Annotated in this window: 20 protein-coding genes; 13 read left to right on the forward strand and 7 right to left on the reverse strand. The window is 72.0% G+C overall.

Annotated features, from left to right (window positions below; genetic code table 11):
* Positions 1-173 precede the first annotated feature (173 nt).
* The 4 genes from topA to ACOOHE_RS06805 are packed head-to-tail and all read left to right on the forward strand — an operon-like array spanning position 174 to position 4429.
* Positions 174-2732: a type I DNA topoisomerase gene (gene topA / locus ACOOHE_RS06790; RefSeq protein WP_420457049.1), complete on the forward strand. Its 2559-nt coding sequence runs from the start codon at positions 174-176 to the stop codon at positions 2730-2732.
* Positions 2733-2770: 38 nt separating this feature from the next.
* Positions 2771-3007, forward strand: a complete 237-nt coding sequence (locus tag ACOOHE_RS06795) for a hypothetical protein (RefSeq protein WP_420457050.1) — start codon at positions 2771-2773, stop codon at positions 3005-3007.
* The gene (locus tag ACOOHE_RS06800; RefSeq protein ID WP_420457051.1) at positions 3000-3311 is read left to right on the forward strand and encodes a hypothetical protein; all 312 of its coding nucleotides are present in this window, start codon (positions 3000-3002) and stop codon (positions 3309-3311) included. Before ACOOHE_RS06795 ends, ACOOHE_RS06800 begins: the two co-directional genes overlap by 8 nt.
* Complete coding sequence (locus tag ACOOHE_RS06805; protein ID WP_420457052.1) at positions 3308-4429, forward strand: FAD-dependent monooxygenase; 1122 nt, start codon at positions 3308-3310, stop codon at positions 4427-4429. The genes ACOOHE_RS06800 and ACOOHE_RS06805 overlap by 4 nt, the downstream gene beginning before the upstream one ends.
* A 12-nt stretch (positions 4430-4441) precedes the next feature.
* Here the strand turns inward: ACOOHE_RS06805 and rsgA are convergent, their stop codons facing one another.
* Complete coding sequence (gene rsgA, locus ACOOHE_RS06810; protein ID WP_420457053.1) at positions 4442-5482, reverse strand: ribosome small subunit-dependent GTPase A; 1041 nt, start codon at positions 5480-5482, stop codon at positions 4442-4444.
* Between the two features lie 98 nt (positions 5483-5580).
* Between rsgA and ACOOHE_RS06815 the strand changes: the two genes are divergently transcribed.
* From ACOOHE_RS06815 to ACOOHE_RS06825, 3 genes are read left to right on the forward strand one after another with little or no spacing between them, the layout of a single operon-like run.
* The gene (locus ACOOHE_RS06815) at positions 5581-5940 is read left to right on the forward strand and encodes a hypothetical protein (RefSeq protein WP_420457054.1); all 360 of its coding nucleotides are present in this window, start codon (positions 5581-5583) and stop codon (positions 5938-5940) included.
* Positions 5937-6158, forward strand: a complete 222-nt coding sequence (locus ACOOHE_RS06820) for a hypothetical protein (protein ID WP_420457055.1) — start codon at positions 5937-5939, stop codon at positions 6156-6158. Before ACOOHE_RS06815 ends, ACOOHE_RS06820 begins: the two co-directional genes overlap by 4 nt.
* On the forward strand, positions 6155-6763 hold the full coding sequence (locus tag ACOOHE_RS06825; protein ID WP_420457056.1) for a YdcF family protein: 609 nt from the start codon (positions 6155-6157) through the stop codon (positions 6761-6763). The genes ACOOHE_RS06820 and ACOOHE_RS06825 overlap by 4 nt, the downstream gene beginning before the upstream one ends.
* Here ACOOHE_RS06825 and ACOOHE_RS06830 read toward each other — a convergent pair.
* Positions 6760-7077 (reverse strand): hypothetical protein, encoded by a 318-nt coding sequence (locus tag ACOOHE_RS06830; protein WP_420457057.1) that lies wholly within the window; start codon positions 7075-7077, stop codon positions 6760-6762. The two genes, ACOOHE_RS06825 and ACOOHE_RS06830, sit on opposite strands and share 4 nt — an antisense overlap.
* Before the next feature lie 77 nt (positions 7078-7154).
* Entirely contained in the window at positions 7155-8477 is a 1323-nt protein-coding gene (locus ACOOHE_RS06835) for a cytochrome P450 (RefSeq protein WP_420457058.1), read from the reverse strand.
* A gap of 406 nt (positions 8478-8883) precedes the next feature.
* Between ACOOHE_RS06835 and ACOOHE_RS06840 the strand changes: the two genes are divergently transcribed.
* Together ACOOHE_RS06840 and ACOOHE_RS06845 are read left to right on the forward strand one after the other, a co-directional pair.
* Positions 8884-9390: a helix-hairpin-helix domain-containing protein gene (locus tag ACOOHE_RS06840; protein ID WP_420457059.1), complete on the forward strand. Its 507-nt coding sequence runs from the start codon at positions 8884-8886 to the stop codon at positions 9388-9390.
* Positions 9390-9827: a hypothetical protein gene (locus ACOOHE_RS06845; RefSeq protein ID WP_420457060.1), complete on the forward strand. Its 438-nt coding sequence runs from the start codon at positions 9390-9392 to the stop codon at positions 9825-9827. Before ACOOHE_RS06840 ends, ACOOHE_RS06845 begins: the two co-directional genes overlap by 1 nt.
* 21 nt (positions 9828-9848) lie before the next feature.
* On the opposite strand, the gene lon is transcribed toward ACOOHE_RS06845, so the two are convergent.
* Entirely contained in the window at positions 9849-12410 is a 2562-nt protein-coding gene (gene lon, locus ACOOHE_RS06850; protein WP_420457061.1) for an endopeptidase La, read from the reverse strand.
* A 130-nt stretch (positions 12411-12540) separates the two neighbouring features.
* Here lon and ACOOHE_RS06855 point away from each other — a divergent pair, with 130 nt between their 5' ends.
* Entirely contained in the window at positions 12541-13461 is a 921-nt protein-coding gene (locus ACOOHE_RS06855; protein WP_420457062.1) for a M90 family metallopeptidase, read from the forward strand.
* Positions 13462-13660: 199 nt separating this feature from the next.
* On the opposite strand, the gene ACOOHE_RS06860 is transcribed toward ACOOHE_RS06855, so the two are convergent.
* The gene (locus tag ACOOHE_RS06860) at positions 13661-15118 is read right to left on the reverse strand and encodes a hybrid sensor histidine kinase/response regulator (protein WP_420457063.1); all 1458 of its coding nucleotides are present in this window, start codon (positions 15116-15118) and stop codon (positions 13661-13663) included.
* 660 nt (positions 15119-15778) lie between these two features.
* Here ACOOHE_RS06860 and ACOOHE_RS06865 point away from each other — a divergent pair.
* The gene (locus tag ACOOHE_RS06865) at positions 15779-17182 is read left to right on the forward strand and encodes a pyridoxal-phosphate dependent enzyme (protein ID WP_420457064.1); all 1404 of its coding nucleotides are present in this window, start codon (positions 15779-15781) and stop codon (positions 17180-17182) included.
* A gap of 463 nt (positions 17183-17645) precedes the next feature.
* Positions 17646-17954, forward strand: a complete 309-nt coding sequence (locus ACOOHE_RS06870; protein ID WP_420457065.1) for a DUF3467 domain-containing protein — start codon at positions 17646-17648, stop codon at positions 17952-17954.
* 19 nt (positions 17955-17973) lie between these two features.
* Here the strand turns inward: ACOOHE_RS06870 and ACOOHE_RS06875 are convergent, their stop codons facing one another.
* Positions 17974-19296, reverse strand: coding sequence for an aminotransferase class I/II-fold pyridoxal phosphate-dependent enzyme (locus ACOOHE_RS06875; protein ID WP_420457066.1), 1323 nt, complete (start codon positions 19294-19296; stop codon positions 17974-17976).
* A gap of 328 nt (positions 19297-19624) precedes the next feature.
* A complete protein-coding gene (locus tag ACOOHE_RS06880; RefSeq protein WP_420457067.1) occupies positions 19625-20710 on the reverse strand; it encodes an LptF/LptG family permease in 1086 nt (361 codons plus the stop codon).
* Between the two features lie 196 nt (positions 20711-20906).
* Between ACOOHE_RS06880 and sucC the strand changes: the two genes are divergently transcribed.
* The gene (gene sucC / locus ACOOHE_RS06885) at positions 20907-22088 is read left to right on the forward strand and encodes an ADP-forming succinate--CoA ligase subunit beta (RefSeq protein WP_420457068.1); all 1182 of its coding nucleotides are present in this window, start codon (positions 20907-20909) and stop codon (positions 22086-22088) included.
* Positions 22089-22118: the final 30 nt, after the last annotated feature.

Raw genomic sequence — 22118 nt, forward strand, 5'->3', positions numbered from 1 at the left:
CCCTCCGCCCTTCCTGTGCTGGCGGAACGGGCACGGCCGGGCCGCGTGTAGCGGGCCCGCCTGCCCCCAGCGTACGCGGTCCCGCCTCCTTCCGGCGCACGCGGTGCCGGAGGGCCGTCACTGGCGGACGCTAGCTTGCCCGGTCCGTTCGGTCCCTGGCCTACCCCTCTACTATGAAGCGCCTCGTCGTCGTCGAGTCCCCCACCAAGGCCCGCACGATCCGCAAGTTCCTGCCCGCCGGCTACCAGGTCGAGGCCTCGATGGGCCACGTCCGCGACCTCCCGTCGTCGGCGGCCGAGATCCCGGCCAAGGTCAAGAAAGAGAAGTGGGCCCGGCTCGGCGTCAACGTCGCCGACGGGTTCACGCCGCTCTACGTCGTCCCGGCCGACAAGCGGAAGACGGTCAAGGCGCTCAAGGAGGCGCTCAAGGACGCCGACGAGCTCTACCTCGCGACGGACGAGGACCGCGAGGGCGAGTCCATCGGGTGGCACCTGTTGGAGGTGCTCCAGCCCAAGGTGCCCGTCAAGCGGATGGTGTTCCACGAGATCACCAAGGAGGCCATCCTCAAGGCGCTCGACGAGACCCGCGAGCTCGACACCCGGCTGGTCGATGCCCAGGAGGCCCGGCGCGTGCTCGACCGCCTGGTCGGCTACTCCGTCTCGCCGGTGCTGTGGAAAAAGATCGCGCCCAAGCTGTCGGCCGGGCGCGTCCAGTCGGTCGCCGTCCGCGTCCTGGTCGAGCGCGAGTGGGAGCGGCTCGACTTCGTCTCGGCCAGCTACTTCGACCTCGCGGCGACGCTGGCGCAGAAGGGCGTCGCTTTCGAGGCCAAGATGACGCACTTGGGCGAGGAGCGGCTGGCGACGGGCAAGGACTTCGACGAGAAGACGGGCAAGCTGCTGGAGAAGAGCGACGCGCTCGTCCTCGGTGAGGACCGGGCGACGGCGCTCGCGGGCCGGCTCAAGGACGCGGCGTGGCGCGTGTCGGAGGTCGAGCAGAAAAAGGCCCGCCGCTCGCCGGCCGCCCCGTTCATCACGTCGACGTTGCAGCAGGAGGCCAACCGGAAGATCGGGATGAGCGCCCGGCGGACGATGCAGACGGCCCAGAAGCTCTACGAGCAGGGCCTGATCACCTACATGCGGACGGACTCGCCGATCCTGTCGTCGGAGGCCATCGCCGCGGCGCGCGGCGCCGTCGAGGCCCGCTACGGCAAGGAGTACCTCTCGCCCAAGCCCCGCCAGTTCTCGGGCAAGGTCCGCAACGCCCAGGAGGCCCACGAGGCCATCCGCCCGGCCGGCACCCAGATGAAGACGCGCGACGAGCTCCGGCTCTCGGGCGACGAGGCCAAGCTCTACGACCTCATCTGGAAGCGGACCGTCGCCAGCCAGATGGCCGAGGCCCGCCTCCTCCGCACGCGCGCCACCATCCTGGCCGCCGAGGGCACCGACGACGAGAGCACGTTCCGAGCCAACGGTCAGGTCATCGAGTTCCCCGGATTTTTCCGGGCTTACGTCGAGGGCAAGGACGACCCGAGCGCGGCGCTCGACGACCGCGACAGCCCCCTCCCGCCGCTCGCCGTCGACGACACGCCCGACGCGAGGGCCGTCGAGGCGGTCGGCCACGAGACCAAGCCGCCAGCGCGGTACACCGACGCCTCGCTCGTTCAAGCGTTGGAGAAGGCGGGCGTCGGGCGGCCGTCCACCTACGCCTCGATCATCGACACGGTCGTCCGGCGCGGCTACGTGATCCGGGACAAGAACCAGTTGGTGCCCACCTTCACGGGCATGGCGACGACGAACCTGCTCGCCAAAAACTTCGAGCGCCTGGTCGACACCGACTTTACGGCGCGGATGGAGGAGGAACTGGACGAGATCGCTGGCGGAAGCGAGGATCGGGTCCCGTACCTCGAGCGATTCTTCAATGGGCCGGAGGGCCTGGAGAAGCGGATCGAGCAGGGCGTCGAGACCATCGATCCCAGGGAGATCTCGACCATGCGCCACGTCAAGTGGGGCGACTACGAGGTCCGCGTCGGGCGCTACGGGCCGTACGCGGCGGCGCCCGACGGGAGCACGGCGTCGCTCCCGCCCGAGGCGGCCCCAGCCGACCTGACCGAGGCCGACATCGCCGCGCTTATCGACGCCAACGACGACGAGCGCCCGCTGGGCATCCACCCGACGGCCGAGATGCCGGTCCTGCTCAAGTCCGGGCCCTACGGCCCCTACGTCCAGCTCGGCGACGACGAGGAGACCAAGCCCAAGCGGACATCGCTCCCCAAGGGGACGGAGCCGGGCGACGTCGACCTCGACCTGGCCGTCCAGCTCCTCAACCTGCCCCGGACGCTCGGGCTGCACCCGGAGACGGGCAACGAGATCAAGGCCAACATCGGCCGCTACGGGCCCTACGTCCAGCACGAGCGGACCTTCGCCAGCCTCAAGCCGGCCGACGGCGACGACGTCCTGACGGTCCAGCTCGACCGGGCCTTGGAGCTGATCGCCCAGAAGCGCCAGAAGGCGGCCCCGCTCCGGACGCTCGGCGCTCACCCGGTCTCAGGCAAGCCCATCGACGTGTTCGAGGGCCGCTACGGGCCGTACGTCAAGCACGAGAAGACGAACGCGACCATCCCGAAGGACATGGACAAGGACGCGATTACGCTGGAGCAGGCCGTCGCGCTGGTCGACGCGAAGGCGGCCAAGGGCGGCAAGAAGCGGGCGCCCCGCAAGAAGAAGGCGTCGTAGCGGTGGCGTGGTACCGCTCCCTGATCCAGCGGGTCGCGTTGACGATCTTCGACGAGAAGGTGGCCCCGCTCGACGGGCGCCTCCGTGCGCTCGAAGCCGACCGGCAGACGGCGAACCACCGGCTCGACGTTCTTGAACGGGACGTCCGGGATCTCGACCTTCGCCTCCGGGCGTTCGAGATCGATGTCGCCCGCGTGCAAGGAGCGCTCGGAGCGTACGAACGATCCCCGCCGCTCTTGCTCCCCCCACCCGACGCACCCCCGACCGATGAGTAACCCTATCCCCCGAGAAGAGATCAGGGCCCTGATGGAGCGGATCGAGGCCGGAGCGGCCTCGTCCGACGACTACCAGCGGTACGAGGACCTGCTCGTGTCGGCCGGTCTGCCGAGGGACTACGTCCGGTCGTTTATCGAGGAGGCCGGCTATGACAGCTGGGACGCCTTCCGGCAGGCCCGGTCGGGGCCGGAGGGCGACCGCGGCGTCAGCGCGACGCTCATCGGGCGCGTGTCGGGCCTGGGGCTGGGGGTCCTGTTCCAGGACTCGGTCCGGCAGACGGTCCGTCGCGAGCTGGCCGGTTGACCGTCCCCACTCCGCGCGTCGCCGTCGTCGGCGGGGGGATCGGGGGGCTGGCGACGGCGCTCGCGCTCCGCCAGCGGGGCGTCGAGGCGACGGTCTACGAGCGGGCCGACGCGCTCCGCGAGGTCGGGGCTGGCATCGTGCTGTGGCCGAACGGGACGCGGGCGCTGGCGGCGCTCGGCGTGCTCGGGGCCGTCGAGGCACGGGCCGGCCGGGCGGCGTCGGTCGAGATCCTGCGGCCCGACGGGCGGCGCCTCGTCCGGTTCTCGACCGCGCGGCCCGACGCGCCCTCGCTGTGCGTCCGCCGCCCCGATCTTCTGGCCGCACTCGCGGACGCCCTCGGCTCGGATGCGGTCCGCCTAGACCACGCCTTTGCTCATGCCGAGGTTCGTCCCGATGGCGTCGAGGTCTCGTTCGAGAACGGCGCGAGCGCCCGCGCCGACGTGCTCGTGGGGGCCGACGGGCTGCGGTCCCGCGTCCGCGACACGCTCCTCGGCCGCGTCGAGCCCCGCTACCGTGGCTACACGGTCTGGCGCGGGATCGGCCCCGCGCCGTCGGGGTGGCCGGCCTCGGACGCCTGCGAGGTGTGGGGGAGAGGACGTCGGTTCGGACTCTTCCGCTTGGGCGACGGCGACGTCTACTGGTACGTCTGCGCGTCGCGCCCGGCGGGCGAGCGGGCGGCCGACGAACGGGCGGAGGCCCGCGCGGTCGTCGCCGGGTGGCACGCCGGCATCGACGAGATCATCGGCGCCACGCCAGCTTCGAGCGTGACGCGGCACGACGTCTACGACCGCCCGGCACGCGGTCGGTCCGCGGCGGGCCCGGTCGTCGTGGTCGGCGACGCGGCGCACGGGATGACGCCGGACCTGGGGCAGGGGGGCGCCCAGGCGCTCGAAGACGCAGTAGGTCTGGCCCGGCACCTCGACGGGGCGGCGGACGCGCCGTCCGCGCTGGCGGCGTTCGCCCGGGAGCGGCGAGCCCGGACGACCCCCATCGTGCTCCAGTCCCGGTTCGCGGCGTGGGTCGGTCAACTCGACGGCGCGAGCGCGAGCGTCCGCGACGTGGTGACGGCGGCGACTCCGTCGCGCCTGTTCCAGGCCAGCTTTACGGCGGCGTACTGACAGCCCGGTGGCCTATTCGATCTCCTCGACCGGCTCGTCGGGGTCGTCGGGCCGGCCGAGCGTCCGCCAGCGGGCCTCCGTCGAAAGCCGGTGCGATTCTTCGACCGTCTCCAGCATGGCGAGGTAGCTCCCGTAGCGCTCGGGCGTGATCTCGTCCTCGTCGACGGCGGCCTGGACGGCGCAGCCGGGCTCGTGGGCGTGCGTGCAGTCGGGGAACCGGCAGTCGGGGAGGAACGGCTGGAACTCGACGAAGTAGCCGCCGAGCTCCTGGGGCGCCATGTCCCACAGGCCGAACTCGCGGATGCCGGGCGTGTCGGCGACCCAGCCGCCGCCGGCCTGGTGGAGCGTCGCGAACGTCGTCGTGTGGCGCCCCTTCTGCGTCTTCTCGCCGATCTCCGACGTCCGCAGCCCGAGGCCGGGCTCGATGGCGTTCAGCAAACTCGACTTGCCCACGCCCGACGGCCCGGACACCACGCTGACGGCGTCGGCGAGGGCCGCGCGGAACGCCTCGAGCCCGCGGCCCGTGACGACGCTCGTGAGCAACACGGGGTAGCCGAGCCCCTCGTACAGCTCCTGCCAGAACGCCATCGCCTCCTGGGCCCGCTCGTTGCCTTCGAGCAGGTCGGCCTTGTTGAGGACGAGCCCGGCCGGGATGTGGCGCGTCTCGGCGGCCACCAGGAAGCGGTCTACGAAGCCGGGGTTCACCTTCGGCCCGAACGTCGACTGGACGCACCACGCGCGGTCCACGTTGGCCACGATGACGTGCTCGCGCACGGCCCCGCGCTTGCCCGGCGCGCGGCGGCTGAGCTGGTTCTCGCGTGGCTCGATGGCCGTGATCATGCCCGCCTCGTCGTCGCCCATCGTCAGGACCACGCGGTCGCCGACGGCCAGCGGGTTCGTCTCGTCGATCTCGATGGCGTCGAGCCGGAACCGGCCCCGGAGGCGCGCGCGGACCGTCTCGCCGTCGTCCGTGCGGACGTCGTACCAGCTCCCGGTCGAGCGGATGACGAGCCCGCGGACGGGGGCGGGACTTGGTTCGGCGGCGTCGGTCACGGGTGAAACTCTGGGGGGGAGGTCTCGTCCAACGCAGGCGGCGGGGACAGGCTCCGAGCCTCGGATTCGTGCCCCGCTCCGCACCAGCCTCCCGACCCATGGCCACCGCCAAGTCCACGCCCGACCCCTTCGACGACGTCCGCGACGCCTTCGCCGACCTCGGCACGTCCGAGAAAGCTGCCTTCGTCTTGGAGGCCACGTTCGAGACCCTCGGCCAGGCGCTCTCCGAAACTGGCCGCCGCGCGGCCTCCGTCCTCGACGACCTCGACATCGACTCGTGGTTCCGGACGTGGGAGCCCCAGGACGTCGGCGCCCCGCCGCCACCGCCGCCCGCCCCGCCGCCCGCGAGCAAGCCCGCGCCGAAGGCAACTCGTAAAAAGCCGCCGACGACGCCCAAGAAGACGGCCGGCAAGCCCAAGCCGCCCACGCGGCGCCCGCCGGCTGACGACGAGGGATGAGCGAGTCGTGGCCCGAGCGGTTCGAACGGGCCGGCCTGCTGGAGCGGGTCGGCCTCCTGGGCGGAGGCGCCGTCCGGCTGCTGGCGACCGCCATCGACAAGGGGCTGGACCGGGCGGCGTCGGTGGCCGTCGACGCGAAGCAGGCGTTCGAGCGCGAGCTCGACCCGAACGTGAGCGACGCCCGCGTGCTCGACGAGTCCGACGAGCCGTTCGATTGAGGCGTAGGCGCGTCGCCGGGCTCGCCGCCGCGGTCGTGCTCGGAGCCGCGCTGATCGCGCTCTCGATCATCCGGTTCGGTCAGCATCACGGGGACCGTGCCGACGCGGCCGTCGTGCTGGGGGCGGCCGTCTGGGGCGACCGGCCGTCGCCCGTGTTCCAGGCGCGGCTCGACCACGCCGTCGCCCTCTACCGCTCGGGCCGCGTCGGCGAGGTGTGGCTGACGGGCGGGTCTCGAGACGGGGACCGGACCGAGGCGTCGGTCGGCCGTGCGGCCGTGCTCGCGGCCGGCGTCGATTCCACGGACGTCCGCGTCGAAGACCGGTCCCGCACGACGTGGCAGAACCTGGCGTGCTTGCGCGACACGCTCGGCGGGGCGGGCCAGTCGGTGCTGCTCGTGAGCGACCCGTACCACCTGCGGCGGGCCGTCGGGATGGCCCGCGACCTCGGGTTCGACGCCGCGCCCGCGCCGACGCCGACGACGCGCTACCGGAGCGTCCGGTCGAAGGCGCCGTTTCTGGCGCGCGAGGTGTACTTCACTGCCGTCAACGCGCTGACGAAGGCCGTCGGCGCGCGGGGCGGATGTCCGCCCGACGCCGGGCGCTAGGCGGCGAGTGCGCGGGCGGCCTGGACGCCGGCAAAACGCGGGTGGGCCACGCACTGGACCATCAGCCGGCCGTCCGACGCTGTCGTCATCTCGACGTCGAGGAGCCCGTGCGCCGACATCTCGATCACGACGGCGTGGCCGAGCCGCGACGTGTCGGTCTCGCCCTCCGTCGGCCGGAGCCACCGGGCGGCGAGCCGGTTGATCTCGACCCACGAGAGCTGGCCGAACGGGGCCCGCGACGACGCGGCCAGCACCTCGATGACGAAGTCGGCCGCGAAGGGGAGCGTGTCGGCGAGGGGCGGGCGGGTCGGCATCGGCGGGGGGGCGGGGGGATGCCGGAAGGTGGGGGACGGGGGGTGACACCTTTGTGCCACGCCCCGCGCCGAAACCGTCAGCGCGCTGTCGGGACGAGCCTCAGCTGGCCCGCCGGGCGCAGCGTGACCGACCCGTGCGGGTGGGGCGGCGGGCCAGCCAGCGCCAACCGCCAGCGCCGGGCGAGGGTCGCCAGCACGAGTGTCCCCTCGACCCAGGCGAACTGCTCGCCGATGCAGCCTCGGCGGCCGGCGCTGAACGGGAGGTAGGCGAACTTGTGACGGCCCGACCGGGCCTCAGGCGCGAACCGCTCGGGCCGGAACGCCAGGGGCTCGTCCCAGAAACGCGCGTCGCGGTGGAGGTGGAGCGGCGCGAACAGGATCGTCGCCCGTCGGGGGATCGGGTGGCCGCCCAGCGACGTGTCGCGCGCCGCCTCGCGGCCGACGGCCCAGGCCGGCGGGTACAACCGCATGGCCTCGGCAAAGGTGGCCCGCGTGACGAGGAGCCGGTCCAGCACGTCGAACGACGGCGGCCCGTCGAGCGCGTCGACCTCGGCCCAGAGCCGGGCCTCGGCGTGGGGGTTCTGGGCCAGAAGGAGCCACGTCCACGCGAGCGCGGCGGCCGTCGTCTCGTGGCCGGCCAGAAGCAGCGTCATCGCCTCGTCGCGGACCTCGAGGTCGGTCATCGCGTCGCCCGTCTCCTCGTCGCGCGCGTCGAGCAGCATCCCCAGCAGGTCGTCGGCGTCGGCCGGCGCGGCGTGGCGGTCGGCGATGAGCCCGTAGACGACGGCGTCGAGCGTGGCGCGGGCCCGGTTCGCCGTCCGGTTGGCTCGGGTCGGGAGCCACATGAGCTTGTCGGCGAAGGGGAACTGGGCCCCGTCGAAGGCCCGCATCGCGTCGTGGACGGCCCGGCCCACGCGGTTGGCGTCGGACAGGACGTCGGCGCCGAACAGGGTCCGGCCGGCGATGGCGAGCGCTAACCGGCTCATGGCCGCGGCCCCGTCGAACGGGATGCCCTCGGCCCACCGATCCGCCTCGGCCTCCGTCAGCTCCACCATCTGGCGCGCGTACTGGCGCAGGCGCCCGTGGTGGAATGCCGGCAACACCAGCCGCCGCTGGCGCGTGTGGACGGGCGGCTCGCTCGTCAAGAGCCCGTCGCCCAGGATCCGGCGCGCGAGCCGCAGGCCCCGCGCCTTGGTCACGTCGGCGTTGCGGTCGACCAACAGCTCGCGGAGCAGGTCGGGGTGGCGGACCAGCACGACCGGCGGCAGCACGGGCGCCGACGCGATCACCAGGTCGCCGCCCACGGCGTCCATCTCGGCGATGCCGCTCCGGAGGTCTCGCCAGAACGCCCGGACGAGGGCCAGCGGGGAGCGGCCGACGTACGGCCGGACGTCAATCATGGGGACAGGGCGGGAGAGGAGAGAACCGCCCCGCGAGGCACGGGGTCCGGGCCGGCTGCGGAGACGCGGTGATCTCCGCCGGCCGACAAACGGACCCTCTCTGCGGCCGGCCGGACGGGGACCCGTCGATATTTTGTCCGGCGAAGTCGTGCTCCTCGCCCTCGCGTGCCGTACGTTAGGGGCGCGCAGAGTATGCGCAGTCGTCACCTACGGGAGCCCTGGCTGGAGGAGGCCAGGGCTCCCGTCGCGTTTGGGCGGGACGGCGGATTGGGCGGGGCGCGCGAGCCGGACGGCCGAGGGGGTCCGGTAAACCGTGAGGGTCGGAAGGGCCCGGGCCGGCACGCGGCCTGGGCCCTCGTGCATTCAGCGCGCTCGGTAGCTTCCGGTCCTCACCCCCCGCACGCCCATGCCTCGCCTGTTGCTCGCCGCCCTCGTCCTGACCCTCGCCGCCTGTCAGGCCGACGACGGCTCCGACCCTGAGATCGACGCTGGAGCCGTCGAGCGGGCCGTCGACCCAGCTCCGGTCGATCCCGGGCCCGCCGCGGCATCGACGCCCATCAACCTCAACACGGCGACCGAAGACGAGTTCAAGGCGATCCCGGGCGTCGGCGACCGGATGGCCCACGAGTTCGACGAGTACCGGCCGTACGCCAGCATCGAGCAGTTCCGCCGCGAGATCGGCAAGTACGTCGATGAGGAGCAGGTGGCCGAGTACGAGCGCTCCGTGTTCGTCCCGGTCGACCCGAACGAGAGCGACGCGGCCACGCTCCAGCAGCTCCCCGGTGTCGACGCGGCGGTCGCCGAGGCCTTGGTCTCTGGCCGGCCGTATGCCGACGACGACGCCTTCCTCGCCGCCCTCGCCGACGCGACCGGCGGCGACGCCCAGGCCGCCCGGGTCTACCTCGACCGCTGATGACGGTCTCGGTCGAGCGTCAGCTCCGACGGTTCCTGCTCGCGACGGCCGCCGTGACCTACCTCGCGGCGGCCGTCGAGCTGCTGCTGGTCGAGCACTACGAGGACGTCTGGCAGCTCGCCCCGTTCGGGCTGATCGCGGTCGGGCTGGCGGCGGTCGCGTGGGTGGCGCGAGCGCCGGGTTCGCAGTCCGTTCGCGCGTTGTGGGTCGCGGGCGGGCTGGCGGTGGCCGGGAGCGTGCTCGGGGTGGTCCTCCACGTCAAGGGGAACGCCGCGTTCGCGCTCGAGATCGAGCCGGACCTCGGGCTGGCGGCGGCGACGTGGGAGGGGCTGAGCGGAGGCAACCCGCTCTTGGCGCCGGGCATGGTCGCGCTGGCGGGCGTGCTCGGCGCCGCGGCGGGGTGGCGGCACCCGGCCGCCGACCTCGGAGGTCGGTAAGGGCGATCCGGCGGGTCGCCGCTACGAGGGCGCCTCGCGGTTCATCACCGGCTCCTCGGGCGTCGGCGCCTCGGCGTCGCCGTTCGAGACGACGACCGGGCCGCCGTCACTCGCCGGGCCTGCCAGCCGCTTCTCGCGGTCCGGGACCGTGAACAGGGCGACGGGGTCCTCGGCCGGCTCGGGCTCGAGGAGGATCTCGAGCGCCTCGGGAATCCGCTTGACGTAGTGGACGTCGAGGCCCTCGACCGCCTCGTCCTTGATCTCGTCGACGTCCTTCCGGTTCTTCTCCGGCAGCACGACGCACGAGATGCCGGCGCGGCGCGCGGCCAGCACCTTCTCTTTGATCCCGCCGACCGGGAGCACCAGCCCGCGCAGCGTGATTTCGCCCGTCATGGCCACGTCGTGGCGGACGCGCCGCCTCGTGTAGATGCTTGCGAGGGCCGCCGTCATGGCCACGCCCGCGCTCGGGCCGTCCTTCGGGATGGCCCCGGCCGGGACGTGGACGTGCAAGTCCCAGTAGCGGAAGGCGTCGGCGGGGATGCCGAGGTCGTCGGCCTGGGCGCGGACCCACGACTGGGCCGCCTGGGCGCTCTCGCGCATCACGTCGCCCAGCTTGCCCGTCAGCGTCATCTTGCCGGTGCCGCGGCTGACCGACGCCTCGATAAACAGGATGTCGCCGCCGACCGGCGTCCACGCGAGTCCCGTCGCCACGCCCGGGACCTCGGTCCGCTCGGCGACGTCGTTGAAGAACTTGCGGCCGCCCAGGAAGCCCGGCACGTCGTCGGCCGTGACGTCGCCGCGCTCGGCCTCGCCCAGGGCAACGGTCTTGGCCACGCCGCGGACGACCGACCCGATGGTCCGCTCCAATTGCCGCACGCCGGACTCGCGCGTGTAGCCCTCGATCAGGAGCAGGAGCGCGTCGTCGGAGATCGAGAACTGGTCCTCCCGGAGCCCGTTCCGCTCGCACTGGCGCGGGACGAGGTACTGCTTCGCGATCGCCAGCTTCTCCGACGGCGTGTAGCCGGTGATCTCGATGATCTCCATCCGGTCGCGGAGCGGGGCCGGGATCGTTTCGAGGTAGTTGGCCGTCGCGATAAAGAGGACCTTCGACAGGTCGTAGTCCAACTCCAAATAGTGGTCGTTGAACGAGTCGTTCTGCTCCGGGTCCAGGACTTCCAACAGCGCCGAGGCCGGGTCGCCCCGGAAGTCGGTCCCGAGCTTGTCCACCTCGTCCAGCATGAACACCGGGTTCGACGTCCCAGCCCGCTTCAAGCCCTGGATGATCCGGCCCGGGAGCGCGCCGATGTAGGTCCGCCGGTGGCCCCGGATCTCGGCCTCGTCGCGGACGCCGCCCAGCGAGATCCGGTGGAACTCGCGGCCCAGCGACCGCGCGATGCTCTTGCCCAGCGACGTCTTGCCGACGCCGGGCGGGCCGTAGAACAGCAGGATGGGCGCCTTCATGTCGCCCTTCAGCTTCAGGACGGCGAGGTACTCCAGAATCCGCTTTTTGACGTCGTCGAGGCCGTAGTGGTCCTCGTTGAGGACGTCCTCAGCGCGGGCGATGTCCAGCTTGTCTTGGGACGTGTGGCCCCACGGCAGGTCCAGGATCGTCTCGGCGTAGTTGCGGACGACGCCGTACTCGGGGCTCGCGGGGTTCGTCCGCGCCAGCTTGGTCAGCTCCTTCTCCAGCGTCTCGACGACGGGCTCGGGCAGGTCGTCGTGCTTCTCGGCCAGCTTGTCGCGGAGCTCGTCGGCGTCGCGGCTCGACCCCTCGGTCTCGCCCAGTTCGTCCTGGATGGCCTTGAGCTGCTGGCGCAAGAAGAACTCCCGCTGCTGCTGGTCCACGTCGGTCTTGACCTTGGACCGGATCTCCTCGGAGATCTCCAACACGCGGACCTCCTGCTCCAGGTAGTCGAGCACCAGTTGGGAGCGGTCCAGGAGGGGCCGCGTCTCCAAGAGGTTCTGCTTTTTCTCGACGTCGATCTGCAGGTTCGACGCGATAAAATGGACGAGGAACCCGGGGCTCTCGATGTTCTGGATCGCGTAGGCCGCCTCGCTCGGCAAGTTCGGCGACAGGTTGACGATCTGGACCGCGAGCTCCTTGATGGACCGGACGCGGGCGTCGATCTCGACCGGGTCCACGTCGCCCGTGTCCTCCTCGATGGGTCGGATGCGGGCCGAGAGGTACGGGTCGAGCTGGTCGAACGCCTCGATCTCGATCCGCCGCTTGCCCTGGATCACGATGCTCACCGACCCGTCGGGCATCTTGATGAGCTTCAGGATGGTGGCCGCCGCGCCGACCCGGTAGAGGTCGTCGGGCCCGGGCGTCTCGACCTCGGCCCGCTTCTGGGCGACGACGCCGACGAGCCGGTCGCCGGCGTAGGCGTCCTTGACCAGCTTGAGGCTCGCGTCGCGCCCGACCGTGATCGGCAGGACCACGCCGGGGTAGAGGACCGTGTTGCGGAGGGTCAGGATGGGGAGCGTCTCGGGCAGCTCGGCCGCGTGCATCTCGCGCTCCTCGTCGGGCGTCGGGAGCGGGATGGACTGCTCAGGATCGTCCGAGGCGAGGTGGAGCGGGCGCATGTCGGGGGCGGTCGGGGCGGCGGGGGCGCGGACGGACGGGGGCGGTCCGTCGGTCCGGCATCGGCCGGAGTGGGGGAGAGGGTAAACTCACGGTCCGTCCCGGGTGTCCCCTCGTTCTCCGATTCGTCACGTGCGCGCCGTCCGCTCTTCCGACCTCGTCGTCCCCGCGCTCGGCGGCGCGCTGCTGGCGCTGCTGGCGGGGCTGGTCGTCGGGCGGGGGTCGGGAACGGGGGCGGCCGTGGTCGCGGGGGCCGTCGTGTGGGCGGCCGTGGTCGCGTGGGCCCTGCGCCGGCCGCTGCGGCGGATGCGGGTGGCCCGACGCCCGCTGCCGGAGCCGGCCCGGGCGTGGCTGGCCGACCACGTCCGCCTGTACGGCGGGCTCGACCGGGCCGGCCGCCGACGGTTCGAGCGCGACGTGGCGTTCGCCTTGGACGGGCTCACGTTCGAGGGCGCCGGCGGGGCCGAGCCGACCGACACGCTCTGCTTGTCCGTCGCCGCCGGCGCCGCGCTCCTGCTCCACGGCCACCCCGACTGGGAGCTCCCGACCGAGCGGACGGTCCTCTTCGTCCCGGACACGTTCGACGAGGCCTACGGCGACGAGGAGCCCGGCGTCTACGACGGGATGGTCCACAGCCAGGGCCCCATCGTGCTCTCGACGCGGGCCGTCGAGGAGGGGTGGGCCTACGAGGACGGCCACAACGTGGTGCTCCACGAGCTCGCCCACGTGTTCGACTTCGACGGCTGGGAGGCCGACGGCGTCCCGGCGTTCCTCGACCCCCGCTCGGCCGACGCCTGGGTGGGGCTGATGCGGAAGGAGATGCGCCGGGCCCAGCGCGGCGACGGCATCCTGCGGAGCTACGCCGCCAGCGCCCCGGCCGAGCTGTTCGCCGTCGCGACCGAGCAGTTCTTCGAGCGGCCCGCCCGCTTGCGTCGCCACCACGCCGAGCTGTTCGACGCGCTCGTGGCCTTCTACAACCTCACCCCGCCCGACGAGCCCGAGCTCGACGCCGGCGACAGCCTGATGGCCCGGCGCTGGCGCGGTGAGGCGTGAGGCGTGAGGCGTGAGGCGTGAGGCGTGAGGCGTGAGGCGTGAGGCGTGAGGCGTGAGGCGTGAGGCGTGAGGCGTGAGGCGTGAGGCGTGAGGCGTGAGGGCGGGACGTGGAAAAGTTCCGGGCAACCCGCGGCCACCGAGCTTGCGGCCGGCCTCGGCGACGGCCACCTTCGCGTCCTCCGTCCTCCGTCCTCCGTCCCTACCCCGCGATCTCGCGGACGGTCGCGTCGAGCACGTCGAGCTGGAACGGTTTCTTGACGACGGCGGCCACGTCCGCCCCGTCGGCCTCGGCGTCGGTGTCGCCGGTCAGGAGCAGGACGGGCAAGGTCGGGTAGCGCTGGCGGAGGGCGGCGGCCAGCTCGCGCCCGCTCATGTCCGGCATCGACAAGTCCGTCACGACGGCGTCGACCTCGAGCCCGTCGGTGAGCGTCTGGAGGGCGGCCGGGCCGCCGTCGACCTCGGTCACCTCGTGGCCGCGCAGGCGGAGGAGCTTCGACGTCACCGTCCGGACCATCGGCTCGTCGTCGACGACCAACAAGCGCAGGCCGGCGGCCGTGGCCGGGGCGGCGGCCGGCCGGCTCGACTCCGGGGCCGGCGTCCCGGTCGAGAACGGGAAGACGAGCCGGAACAGGGTCCCCCGCCCGGGCGCGCTCTCAACCTCGATCCGCCCGTTGTGCTCCTGCACGATCCCCTGGCTCATCGTCAGGCCCATGCCCGAGCCGCCAGTCCCCTTCGTCGTGAACAGCGGCTCGAAGGCCCGCCGGCGGACGCTCTCGGTCATCCCCACGCCCGTGTCACCGATCTCAACGATGGCCGCCCGGTCGCGCCGGGCCGTCGTGAGCGTGAGCGTCCCGCCGGCCGGCATGGCCTGGACGGCGTTGAGGACCAGGTTGACGAGCACCTCGCGGAGCTCGGTCGGCGTGCCCAAGATGGAGGGGACCGGGCGGAGCGTGGTCTCGACCCGGATCGAGATGCCGCGGCGGCGGGGCTCGTTGTACCAGTAGGGCCGGGTGAGCGTCAGGACCTCCTCGGCGATCACGTGGAGCGCGACCGCCTCGGCCCGCTCGGCCTTCTCGTTCCGGATGTACTGCTGGATCTTGCGGACGAGCGAGGCCCCGTCGCTGGCGGCCTGCTCGAGCGACTGCAAGTGGCCCTGGGCCTCGCGCTCGGCGTGGAGGTGGAGGAGGTCCGACCGGAGCAGCTCGGCGTGGCCCAGGACGGCCGTGAGCAGGTTGTTGAAGTCGTGGGCGATCCCCATCGACATCCGGCCGAGCATCTCCATCCGGCGGCGGCGCGTCTGCTCGGCGGCCCAGCTCGCCGGCTCGCGCATGACCTCGCCGTGGATCGAGACCGGGTACTGCCCCGACTCGCCGTCCGGCAGGCGGACCGGGTGGAAGTGGAGGAGCACCGGGAGCGGCTCCTCGCCGCCGGGCCGGTCGATCAGGAACACCTCGTTCGTGACCGACCCGCCGCGCGACGCCTCGACGGCGTGCTCGTGGGCGAACCGCGCGTCCTCGGGCGGGAGCCGGCCCCACAGGCCCTCGTCGCCGAACACCTCGCGCCACGCCTCGTTGCAGTCGAGGCGCTTCCCGGAGGCGTCGGCCAGCGCCGTCAGCAGCTCCGGGGCGACGTAGGGGAGGGACGGGGCGGGCTCCATGTCGGAAGGTAAATGGGTTCGGGGTTGGCTGCGCCTTCGCTGCGCGGTCCGGGGTCAAGGTTCGCGAGGACGGAGCGCCGTCGCAAGCGTGGGGCGCCGTCGCGGACGTCGACGGCGAGCGTCGACGTCGCCCGCCGACGCCGAGAGATCCGACGAGCACGACCAGGCAGTACGCGAACCCCGAGCCCAAGGGCGAGCGCACGTCACTGATCTCCGGCCGGGCCCCCGTCCGAGCGCCCACCGCTTCGCTCCGTGCCGCAGGAGCTGTCCCCCTTCGAGGCAGGGCTGCTACGTTCTCTGGCTACTACAGGAATAAGATGAGTCATTCCCGCGCACGTGGGAATCCATACGCAGCGGCGCCTCGCGAGCGGCCCCCTATGGATCCCCGCGTGCGCGGGGATGAAGGCCATTCCGTTTAGGACTCTGACTCGTTTCGCAGAACGTAGCAGCCCTGCCCTCGAAGGGGGACACCGCGAAGCGTCGGCGCAGCCAGCTTCCCGAGCCTGGAGCCCTTCGGCTCCGCTCTGGGCAGGCTCCGCGACCGGCCGGAAAGCGGGGGGGCCGGGGCTAGCACGCGGTCGCCCTGAACCTCTCGCCCTTCCTCACCGAGAGCGCACGGGCGGTCGTGTAGCTTCCGAGCCCTCCATCCCACTGCCCGCCATGTGGTCCGACTCCATCCTCGACACGATCGGCAACACGCCGCTCGTCCGGCTCCAGACGCTGGGGCGGGACTTCCCGTGCACCGTGCTCGCCAAGGTCGAGTTTTTCAACCCCGGCGGGTCGGTCAAGGACCGGATCGGGGTCGCCATGATCGAGGACGCCGAGGCCAAGGGGCTCCTCAAACCGGGCGGCACGATCGTCGAGGGGACGAGCGGCAACACCGGCGCCGGCCTCGCCATCGCGGCCATCGCCAAGGGCTACCGGTGCATCTTCACCACGACCGACAAGCAGAGCCCCGAGAAGGTCGACGTGCTCCGGGCGTTCGGCGCCGAGGTCGTCGTCTGCCCCACGAACGTGGCCCCCGACGACGTGAGGAGCTACTACTCGGTCGCCGCCCGGCTCGCGCGCGAGATCCCGGGCGCGTTCTACCCCAACCAGTACGACCACCCGGCCAACGCCGAGGCCCACTACCGGACGACGGGGCCCGAGCTGTGGGACCAGACCGACGGCCGGATCACCCACCTCGTCGCCGGCGCCGGCACGGGCGGCACGATCTCGGGCGCGGCCCGCTACCTCAAAGAAAAGAACCCCGACGTCCAGGTCGTCGGCGTCGACCCCTACGGGAGCGTCTACGCCGAGTACTGGCGGACGGGCGAGTTCAAGGAGTCCGAGATCTACCCGTACGCGACCGAGGGCGTCGGCGAGGACATCCTGGCGGGCAACATGGACTTCTCGCTCGTCGACGACTACGTCCAGGTCGACGACAAGACGACGATGCAGATGACGCGGCGGCTGGCGCGCGAGGAGGGCCTGTTCGTCGGGCAGAGCTGCGGGATGGCCGTCGCCGGCGCGCTCGACTGGCTCGGCGCCCACCGCGACCGGCTGACCGAGGACGACGTGGTCGTCGTGGTCCTGCCCGACAGCGGGTTCCGCTACCTCTCGAAGACCTACGACGACGAGTGGATGCGCCGGAACGGGTTCTTGGAGGCCACCCCGTCGCTCACGGCCGAGGGCGTCCTGGCCGCGCGCGGCCGGACCGACGGCGTGATCGCCGTGGCCCCCGCGTCGACGCTGGCCCAGGCCATCGAGACAATGACGGCGCACGGGATCAGCCAGGTCCCGGTCATGGACGGCGACGAGGTCGTCGGCTCGCTGTCGGAGCGCGGCGTCCTGAGCCGGTTGATCGCGGCGCCCGACGCCCGCGGCCAGGCCGTCGCCGAGGTCATGGCCGAGCCGCTCCCGGTGGTCGACGCGGCGCTCCCGCTCGACCGGCTCACGGCCCACCTCGACGGCTCGGCCGGGGCCGTGCTGGTCCGGGGCGAGGCCGGCGACGGGGCGCCGAGCTACCAGATCCTGACGCGGAGCGACCTCATTGCCGCGCTCGCGGCGAGCGGCGAGCGGTAGCGCGGAGGCGCTCCGCAGGCTGCCGTTCCGCGCGACGGCCCCGGCCGCCCACGACGTGGACGTGACGGACGTGACGGCCCCCGTGCCCCACCAGGGCCTGCTCCGGACCGAGGGGGCAGGGCTGCTACGTTCTGTCGATAGCAATCAAACCACAGTCGTCATTGGCTGGCGCCGTCGCTTCGCGGTCCCGCGCACGCGGGAATCCATGCGGCCATTGTGTCCGGCGAGCGGCCCCGTATGGGTCCCCGCCTTCGCGGGGATGACTGTTGTTTTGTGTAGGAATATGACTCGCGCCTGAGAACTAGCAGCCCTGGGACCGGGGGGGGACACGCTCGTCGTCGAGGTCCAGCCTCAGCACGGCGGCGCCGTCCGCGCGCGCCGCGTCGCGCTCGTCGACGTCTCGACCGGGACGCCTGACACCGGGCCCGCCGGGCCCTAGCTTGCGGCGTCCCTACGCGAACCCATGGAACCGCCCCAGTCCCCCGGCCCGTCCCTGTCCATCGAGCTCTCCGAGGAGGTCGCCGAGGGCGTCTACTCGAACCTGGTCATGATCTCGCACAGCCCGGAGGAGTTCATCCTGGATTTTATCCGGGTGATGCCGGGCGTGCCCAAGGCCCGCGTCAAGAGCCGGATCGTGGTCACGCCGGGCCACGCCAAGCGCCTGCTCGCGGCGCTCGCGGACAACATCCAGCGCTACGAGGGCCAGCACGGCGAGATCGGCGACGTGGGCCAGCAGCAGGTCCGGTTCACCGGGCCCAGCGGGGAGGCGTAGGCGGAGGGCCGCCTTGTCGCTAGGCGGACTTGCGGACCAGCACGGGATCGGCCCCGGCCCGGCCGTCGCCGACCGGCGCCACGTGGACGGCCCACACGGCGTCGACGGCCTCCAGCAAGCGGTCGACGTCGTCGCGCGTGTGGTCGGACGTCAGGCTCACGCGGAACCGCTGCTGCGACGTCGGCACGGCCGGCGCCTCGACGTGGTTCAAAAAGAGGCCGCGCCGGTTGAAGTCGTGGGCCGCCGCGCGGACGTCGGTCCCGGCCGGGACCGGCAGCGAGAACACGGCCGTCACGCCGGACGCCTCCATCCCGCGCTCGCGCAGGCCCTGGGCGAAGTACCCGCACACGTCCATCAGCTGGCCGTGGATCTCGGGCTCGTCCTCCATCACGTCGAGCCCGGCGAGGACGGCGGCGCAGATGGCCGTCGACGGCGCCGTCGAGAACACGTAGGACCGGGCGAAGTAGCGGAGGTAGTCGACCACGTCGGCGTCGGCGGCGACGAACCCGCCCGAGACGCCGAACGCCTTCGAGAACGTGCCCATCACGACGTCGGCCGCGTCGCCCGCGTCGAACATGGCGACGGTGCCGGCCCCGTGCGGGCCCGTCACGCCGGTCCCGTGCGCCTCGTCGACGATGAGCGTGGCCCCGTGGCGGGCCGTGACCTCGCCGATCCGGTCGAGCCGGCCGACCGTCCCCGACATCGAGTAGACGCCCTCGACGGCGACGAAGGCGTTCTGGTAGGTCGCGCTCGCCTCGCCCAGCAACGTGTCCAGGCGCCGGGCGTCGTTGTGGGGGAACGACCGGGCCTCGATCCGGCCCATCTTGAGCCCGTCGAGCGTCGAGGCGTGGATCTCCTCGTCGTAGAAGACGACGTCGCGGGGCCCGGGGAGCGCGCTCATCAGCCCGACGTTGGCCGAGTACCCGCTCGAGAACACGAGCGCGGCCTCCTTCCCCTCGTGCGCCGCCAGCCGCTCTTCGAGCTGGCGGTGGAGCGGCCCGTGCCCGTTCAGGATCGGCGGCCCGCCCGCCCCGACGCCGACCGCGCCGACGGCGTCCTGGACGGCCCGGACCACGCGCGGGTGTGTCGCCAGCCCGAGGTAGTTGTTCGACCCGAACATCAACATTGACCGGGTCTCGCCGAGGTGGTCTCGGACGACGACCTCGCGGCCGGTCTTGCTCAGAACCTCGCGGAAGTGCAGGCCGTCGATGCCCTCGGCCCGCTCGCCTCGGATGCGGCCGGTGAACTCGGAGGTCCGGCCCGGGAGGTCCATCCGAGTGCGGATTCGGACGAGGTCGCGGTACGAGAGGACGGTGTCGGTGCGGCGTGGTGGGGTCGGCATCGTCGTGAGTCGATGGAGGTGGGGGACTCCCCTAATAAACCCTCTCGTCATAGCCGCCTGCCTCGGAAAATGACCCCCTCAGTTTCAATTGTTCGTGCAAGCACATTTGGAACAGTTCGTTGGGAAAACGTCTTATCGTTCTGAGACCCGCCCGTCCCGCTTGGTGACATGGAGCGAATACCACTGGTGTCTTAGGGCACTAGTGCATAAAGACCAGAGCCCCGGCCGGCGCCCCGCGCTAGAGCAGGATGCCCGTGTGTGTACGGGCGGATCCGCTCCGTTCCGACAACTCCCACACGCCCATCCCCCCACCGTCCCGAACGCTGCACTAGCGGCTCGACCGGGCCAGCAGCGCGAGGGCGACGGCGGCGAAGACGAGGTGCGGGAGCCACGCCGCGACCACGGGCGGGATCGTCTGGACGTACCCCAACGGCTCGATCGTCTTTTGGAGGGCGAGGTAGAGGAACGCCACCCCCAGGCCGAGCGCGAGCTGGGCCGCCTGCCCGCCCCGCCGTCGCCGGGCCGCGAGGGGGACCGCCAGCAGCACCAGGATCAGGTTGGCGAACGGGTACGCGAACTTGGCGTGGTAGGCCACGAGCGGTCGCCCGCGCTCGGTGACGCCAGCCCGCTCGAGCGACGCCACGTAGTCCCGCGCCTCGACCACCGTCAGCCGCTCGGCGTCGCGCTCGGACTGGGCGAGGTCCCGGGGCCGCACCGCGAGCGCCGTGTCGAGCTCGGCGTGGTAGGCGTAGGTCTCGGCCCCGTCGGCCGCGAACGTGCGGACGGCCACGTCGACGGCCCGCCACGTCGCCAGCGAGTCGACGTACGTCATCTGGGCCGCGTCGAGGCGGCGGGCGACCCCGCCGCCGTCGGCCAAGGCGACGACGCTGACGCGGAAGGCCTGGGCCCGCTCGCGGTCGACGTAGCGGGCCGTGAGCACCTCGCCCGGCGCCGTCTGGCGGACGATCTCGGACCCGCCGCCGCCCTCGGGCGCGTCGCGGTAGTACCGGTTCTGGAACTCGTGGACGACGGCGTTCGCCCGGGGCACCACGAACCCGTTGAACGCCAGCATCGCCGCCGTCGCCGCCAGCCCGACGATGACGAACGGGCGCATGACCCGCCACGTCGAGACGCCGGCCATGTGGATCGCCGTCAACTGCATCGACTGGGCCAGCCGGGCCGTCACGTAGACGGCGGCCAGGAACAGGGCCAGCGGGCTCGTCAGCCGGACGATGTCGGGGACGTAGTAGAGGTAGTACTCGCCGAAGATCTGGGCCGTCGTCGCGCCGCGGTCGAGGAAGTCGTCGATCCGCTCGGCCAGGTCGAGCACGACGAACGTGGCCACCAGCAACGCCAGCAGAAGCGCGGTGCCGGAGAGGAAGCGTCGCAAGACGTGCCAGTCGAAGCGGGTCAAGGCATCGGGTGATCGGGCGATTGAAGATCGGGCGATTGGTCCCCGGCGGGGCGGCGCACGGAACGAGGGGCTCGTGGCCGCAAGATCACCCGATGTCCACGGAACGGCCGGGGCTAGCTTGGCGTGCCCTCCGGAGGCCGCGCGGTGGGCCGCCTCCCAATCATCCGATCTGACCTCACCCGATTACACCTTCCCCATGAAAGTCCACGAGTACCAGGCCAAGGAGATCCTCGCCCAGCACGGCGTCGCCGTCCAGCACGGCATCGTCGCCGACACGGTCGAGGAGGCCGTCCAGGCGGCCGAGACGATGGCGAAGGACGGCGTCGAGCAGTTCGTCGTCAAGGCCCAGATCCACGCGGGCGGGCGCGGCAAGGGCGGCGGGGTCAAGTTCACGCCGAGCCTGGACGGCGTCCGCGGCAACGCCGAGAAAATCTTGGGCATGACGTTGGTCACGCCCCAGACCGGGCCCGACGGCCAGCTCGTCAAGAAGATCCTGGTCACGGCCGCCGAGGACATTGCCCACGAGTACTACGTCGGCGTGACGCTGGACCGGGCCCGGGGGATGGACGTCATCATGGCGTCGACCGAGGGCGGCGTCGAGATCGAGGAGGTCGCCGAGGCCACGCCCGAGAAGATCGTCAAGGTCTGGGTCGACCCGGCCATCGGGCTCCGCCCGTACCAAGCGAATGAGATCGCGACCAAGCTCGGGTTCGAGGGCCAGGCGCTCAAGGAGGCCCGGAAGTTCGTCTCGGCCCTCTACAAGGCGTACCGCCAGTCCGACGCGACGACGGCCGAGATCAACCCGCTCGTTCGTACCGAGGACGGCCGCGTGGTGGCGCTCGACGCCAAGATCGACCTGGACGACAACGCGCTCTTCCGCCACCCCGAACTCGCCGAGATGCGCGACGAGGCCGAGGAGGACCCGCTCGAGGTCGAGGCCGGCCGGCACAACCTGAACTACATCAAGCTCGACGGCAACGTCGGGTGCATGGTCAACGGGGCCGGGCTGGCGATGGGGACGATGGACCTCATCAAGCTGGCAGGCGGCGAGCCGGCCAACTTCCTCGACGTCGGGGGGACGGCGAACGCGCAGACGGTCGAGGCCGGATTCCGCATCATCCTGTCGGACCCGAACGTGAAGGCCATCCTGGTCAACATCTTCGGGGGCATCGTCCGGTGTGACCGGGTCGCGCGCGGCGTCGTCGAGGCGGCGTCGAAGATCGACCTGACGGTCCCGCTCATCGTCCGGCTCCAGGGCACGAACGCCGAGGAGGGGATGCAGATTCTGAAGGAGAGCGGGCTGCCCATCGAGAGCGCGATCCGGCTCCAGGAGGCCGCCGAGAAGGTGACGGCCGCGCTGCAAGGGCAGGGGGACTAGGGACTAAAGGGACTGGGGGACGTCCCGGCT

Origin of the sequence: Rubrivirga sp. (assembly GCF_965213695.1) — a bacterium.
Classification (GTDB): domain Bacteria; phylum Bacteroidota; class Rhodothermia; order Rhodothermales; family Rubricoccaceae; genus Rubrivirga.

Bases quoted from the DNA above. Each gene is read 5' to 3' on its own strand.
- topA (WP_420457049.1), top strand. From the start codon at position 174: ATGAAGCGCCTCGTCGTCGTCGAGTCCCCCACCAAGGCCCGCACGATC.
- ACOOHE_RS06800 (WP_420457051.1), top strand. From the start codon at position 3,000: ATGAGTAACCCTATCCCCCGAGAAGAGATCAGGGCCCTGATGGAGCGG.
- ACOOHE_RS06815 (WP_420457054.1), top strand. From the start codon at position 5,581: ATGGCCACCGCCAAGTCCACGCCCGACCCCTTCGACGACGTCCGCGAC.
- ACOOHE_RS06820 (WP_420457055.1), top strand. From the start codon at position 5,937: ATGAGCGAGTCGTGGCCCGAGCGGTTCGAACGGGCCGGCCTGCTGGAG.
- ACOOHE_RS06830 (WP_420457057.1), bottom strand. From the start codon at position 7,077: ATGCCGACCCGCCCGCCCCTCGCCGACACGCTCCCCTTCGCGGCCGAC.
- ACOOHE_RS06835 (WP_420457058.1), bottom strand. From the start codon at position 8,477: ATGATTGACGTCCGGCCGTACGTCGGCCGCTCCCCGCTGGCCCTCGTC.
- ACOOHE_RS06840 (WP_420457059.1), top strand. From the start codon at position 8,884: ATGCCTCGCCTGTTGCTCGCCGCCCTCGTCCTGACCCTCGCCGCCTGT.
- ACOOHE_RS06845 (WP_420457060.1), top strand. From the start codon at position 9,390: ATGACGGTCTCGGTCGAGCGTCAGCTCCGACGGTTCCTGCTCGCGACG.
- lon (WP_420457061.1), bottom strand. From the start codon at position 12,410: ATGCGCCCGCTCCACCTCGCCTCGGACGATCCTGAGCAGTCCATCCCG.
- ACOOHE_RS06860 (WP_420457063.1), bottom strand. From the start codon at position 15,118: ATGGAGCCCGCCCCGTCCCTCCCCTACGTCGCCCCGGAGCTGCTGACG.
- ACOOHE_RS06865 (WP_420457064.1), top strand. From the start codon at position 15,779: ATGTGGTCCGACTCCATCCTCGACACGATCGGCAACACGCCGCTCGTC.
- ACOOHE_RS06870 (WP_420457065.1), top strand. From the start codon at position 17,646: ATGGAACCGCCCCAGTCCCCCGGCCCGTCCCTGTCCATCGAGCTCTCC.
- ACOOHE_RS06875 (WP_420457066.1), bottom strand. From the start codon at position 19,296: ATGCCGACCCCACCACGCCGCACCGACACCGTCCTCTCGTACCGCGAC.
- sucC (WP_420457068.1), top strand. From the start codon at position 20,907: ATGAAAGTCCACGAGTACCAGGCCAAGGAGATCCTCGCCCAGCACGGC.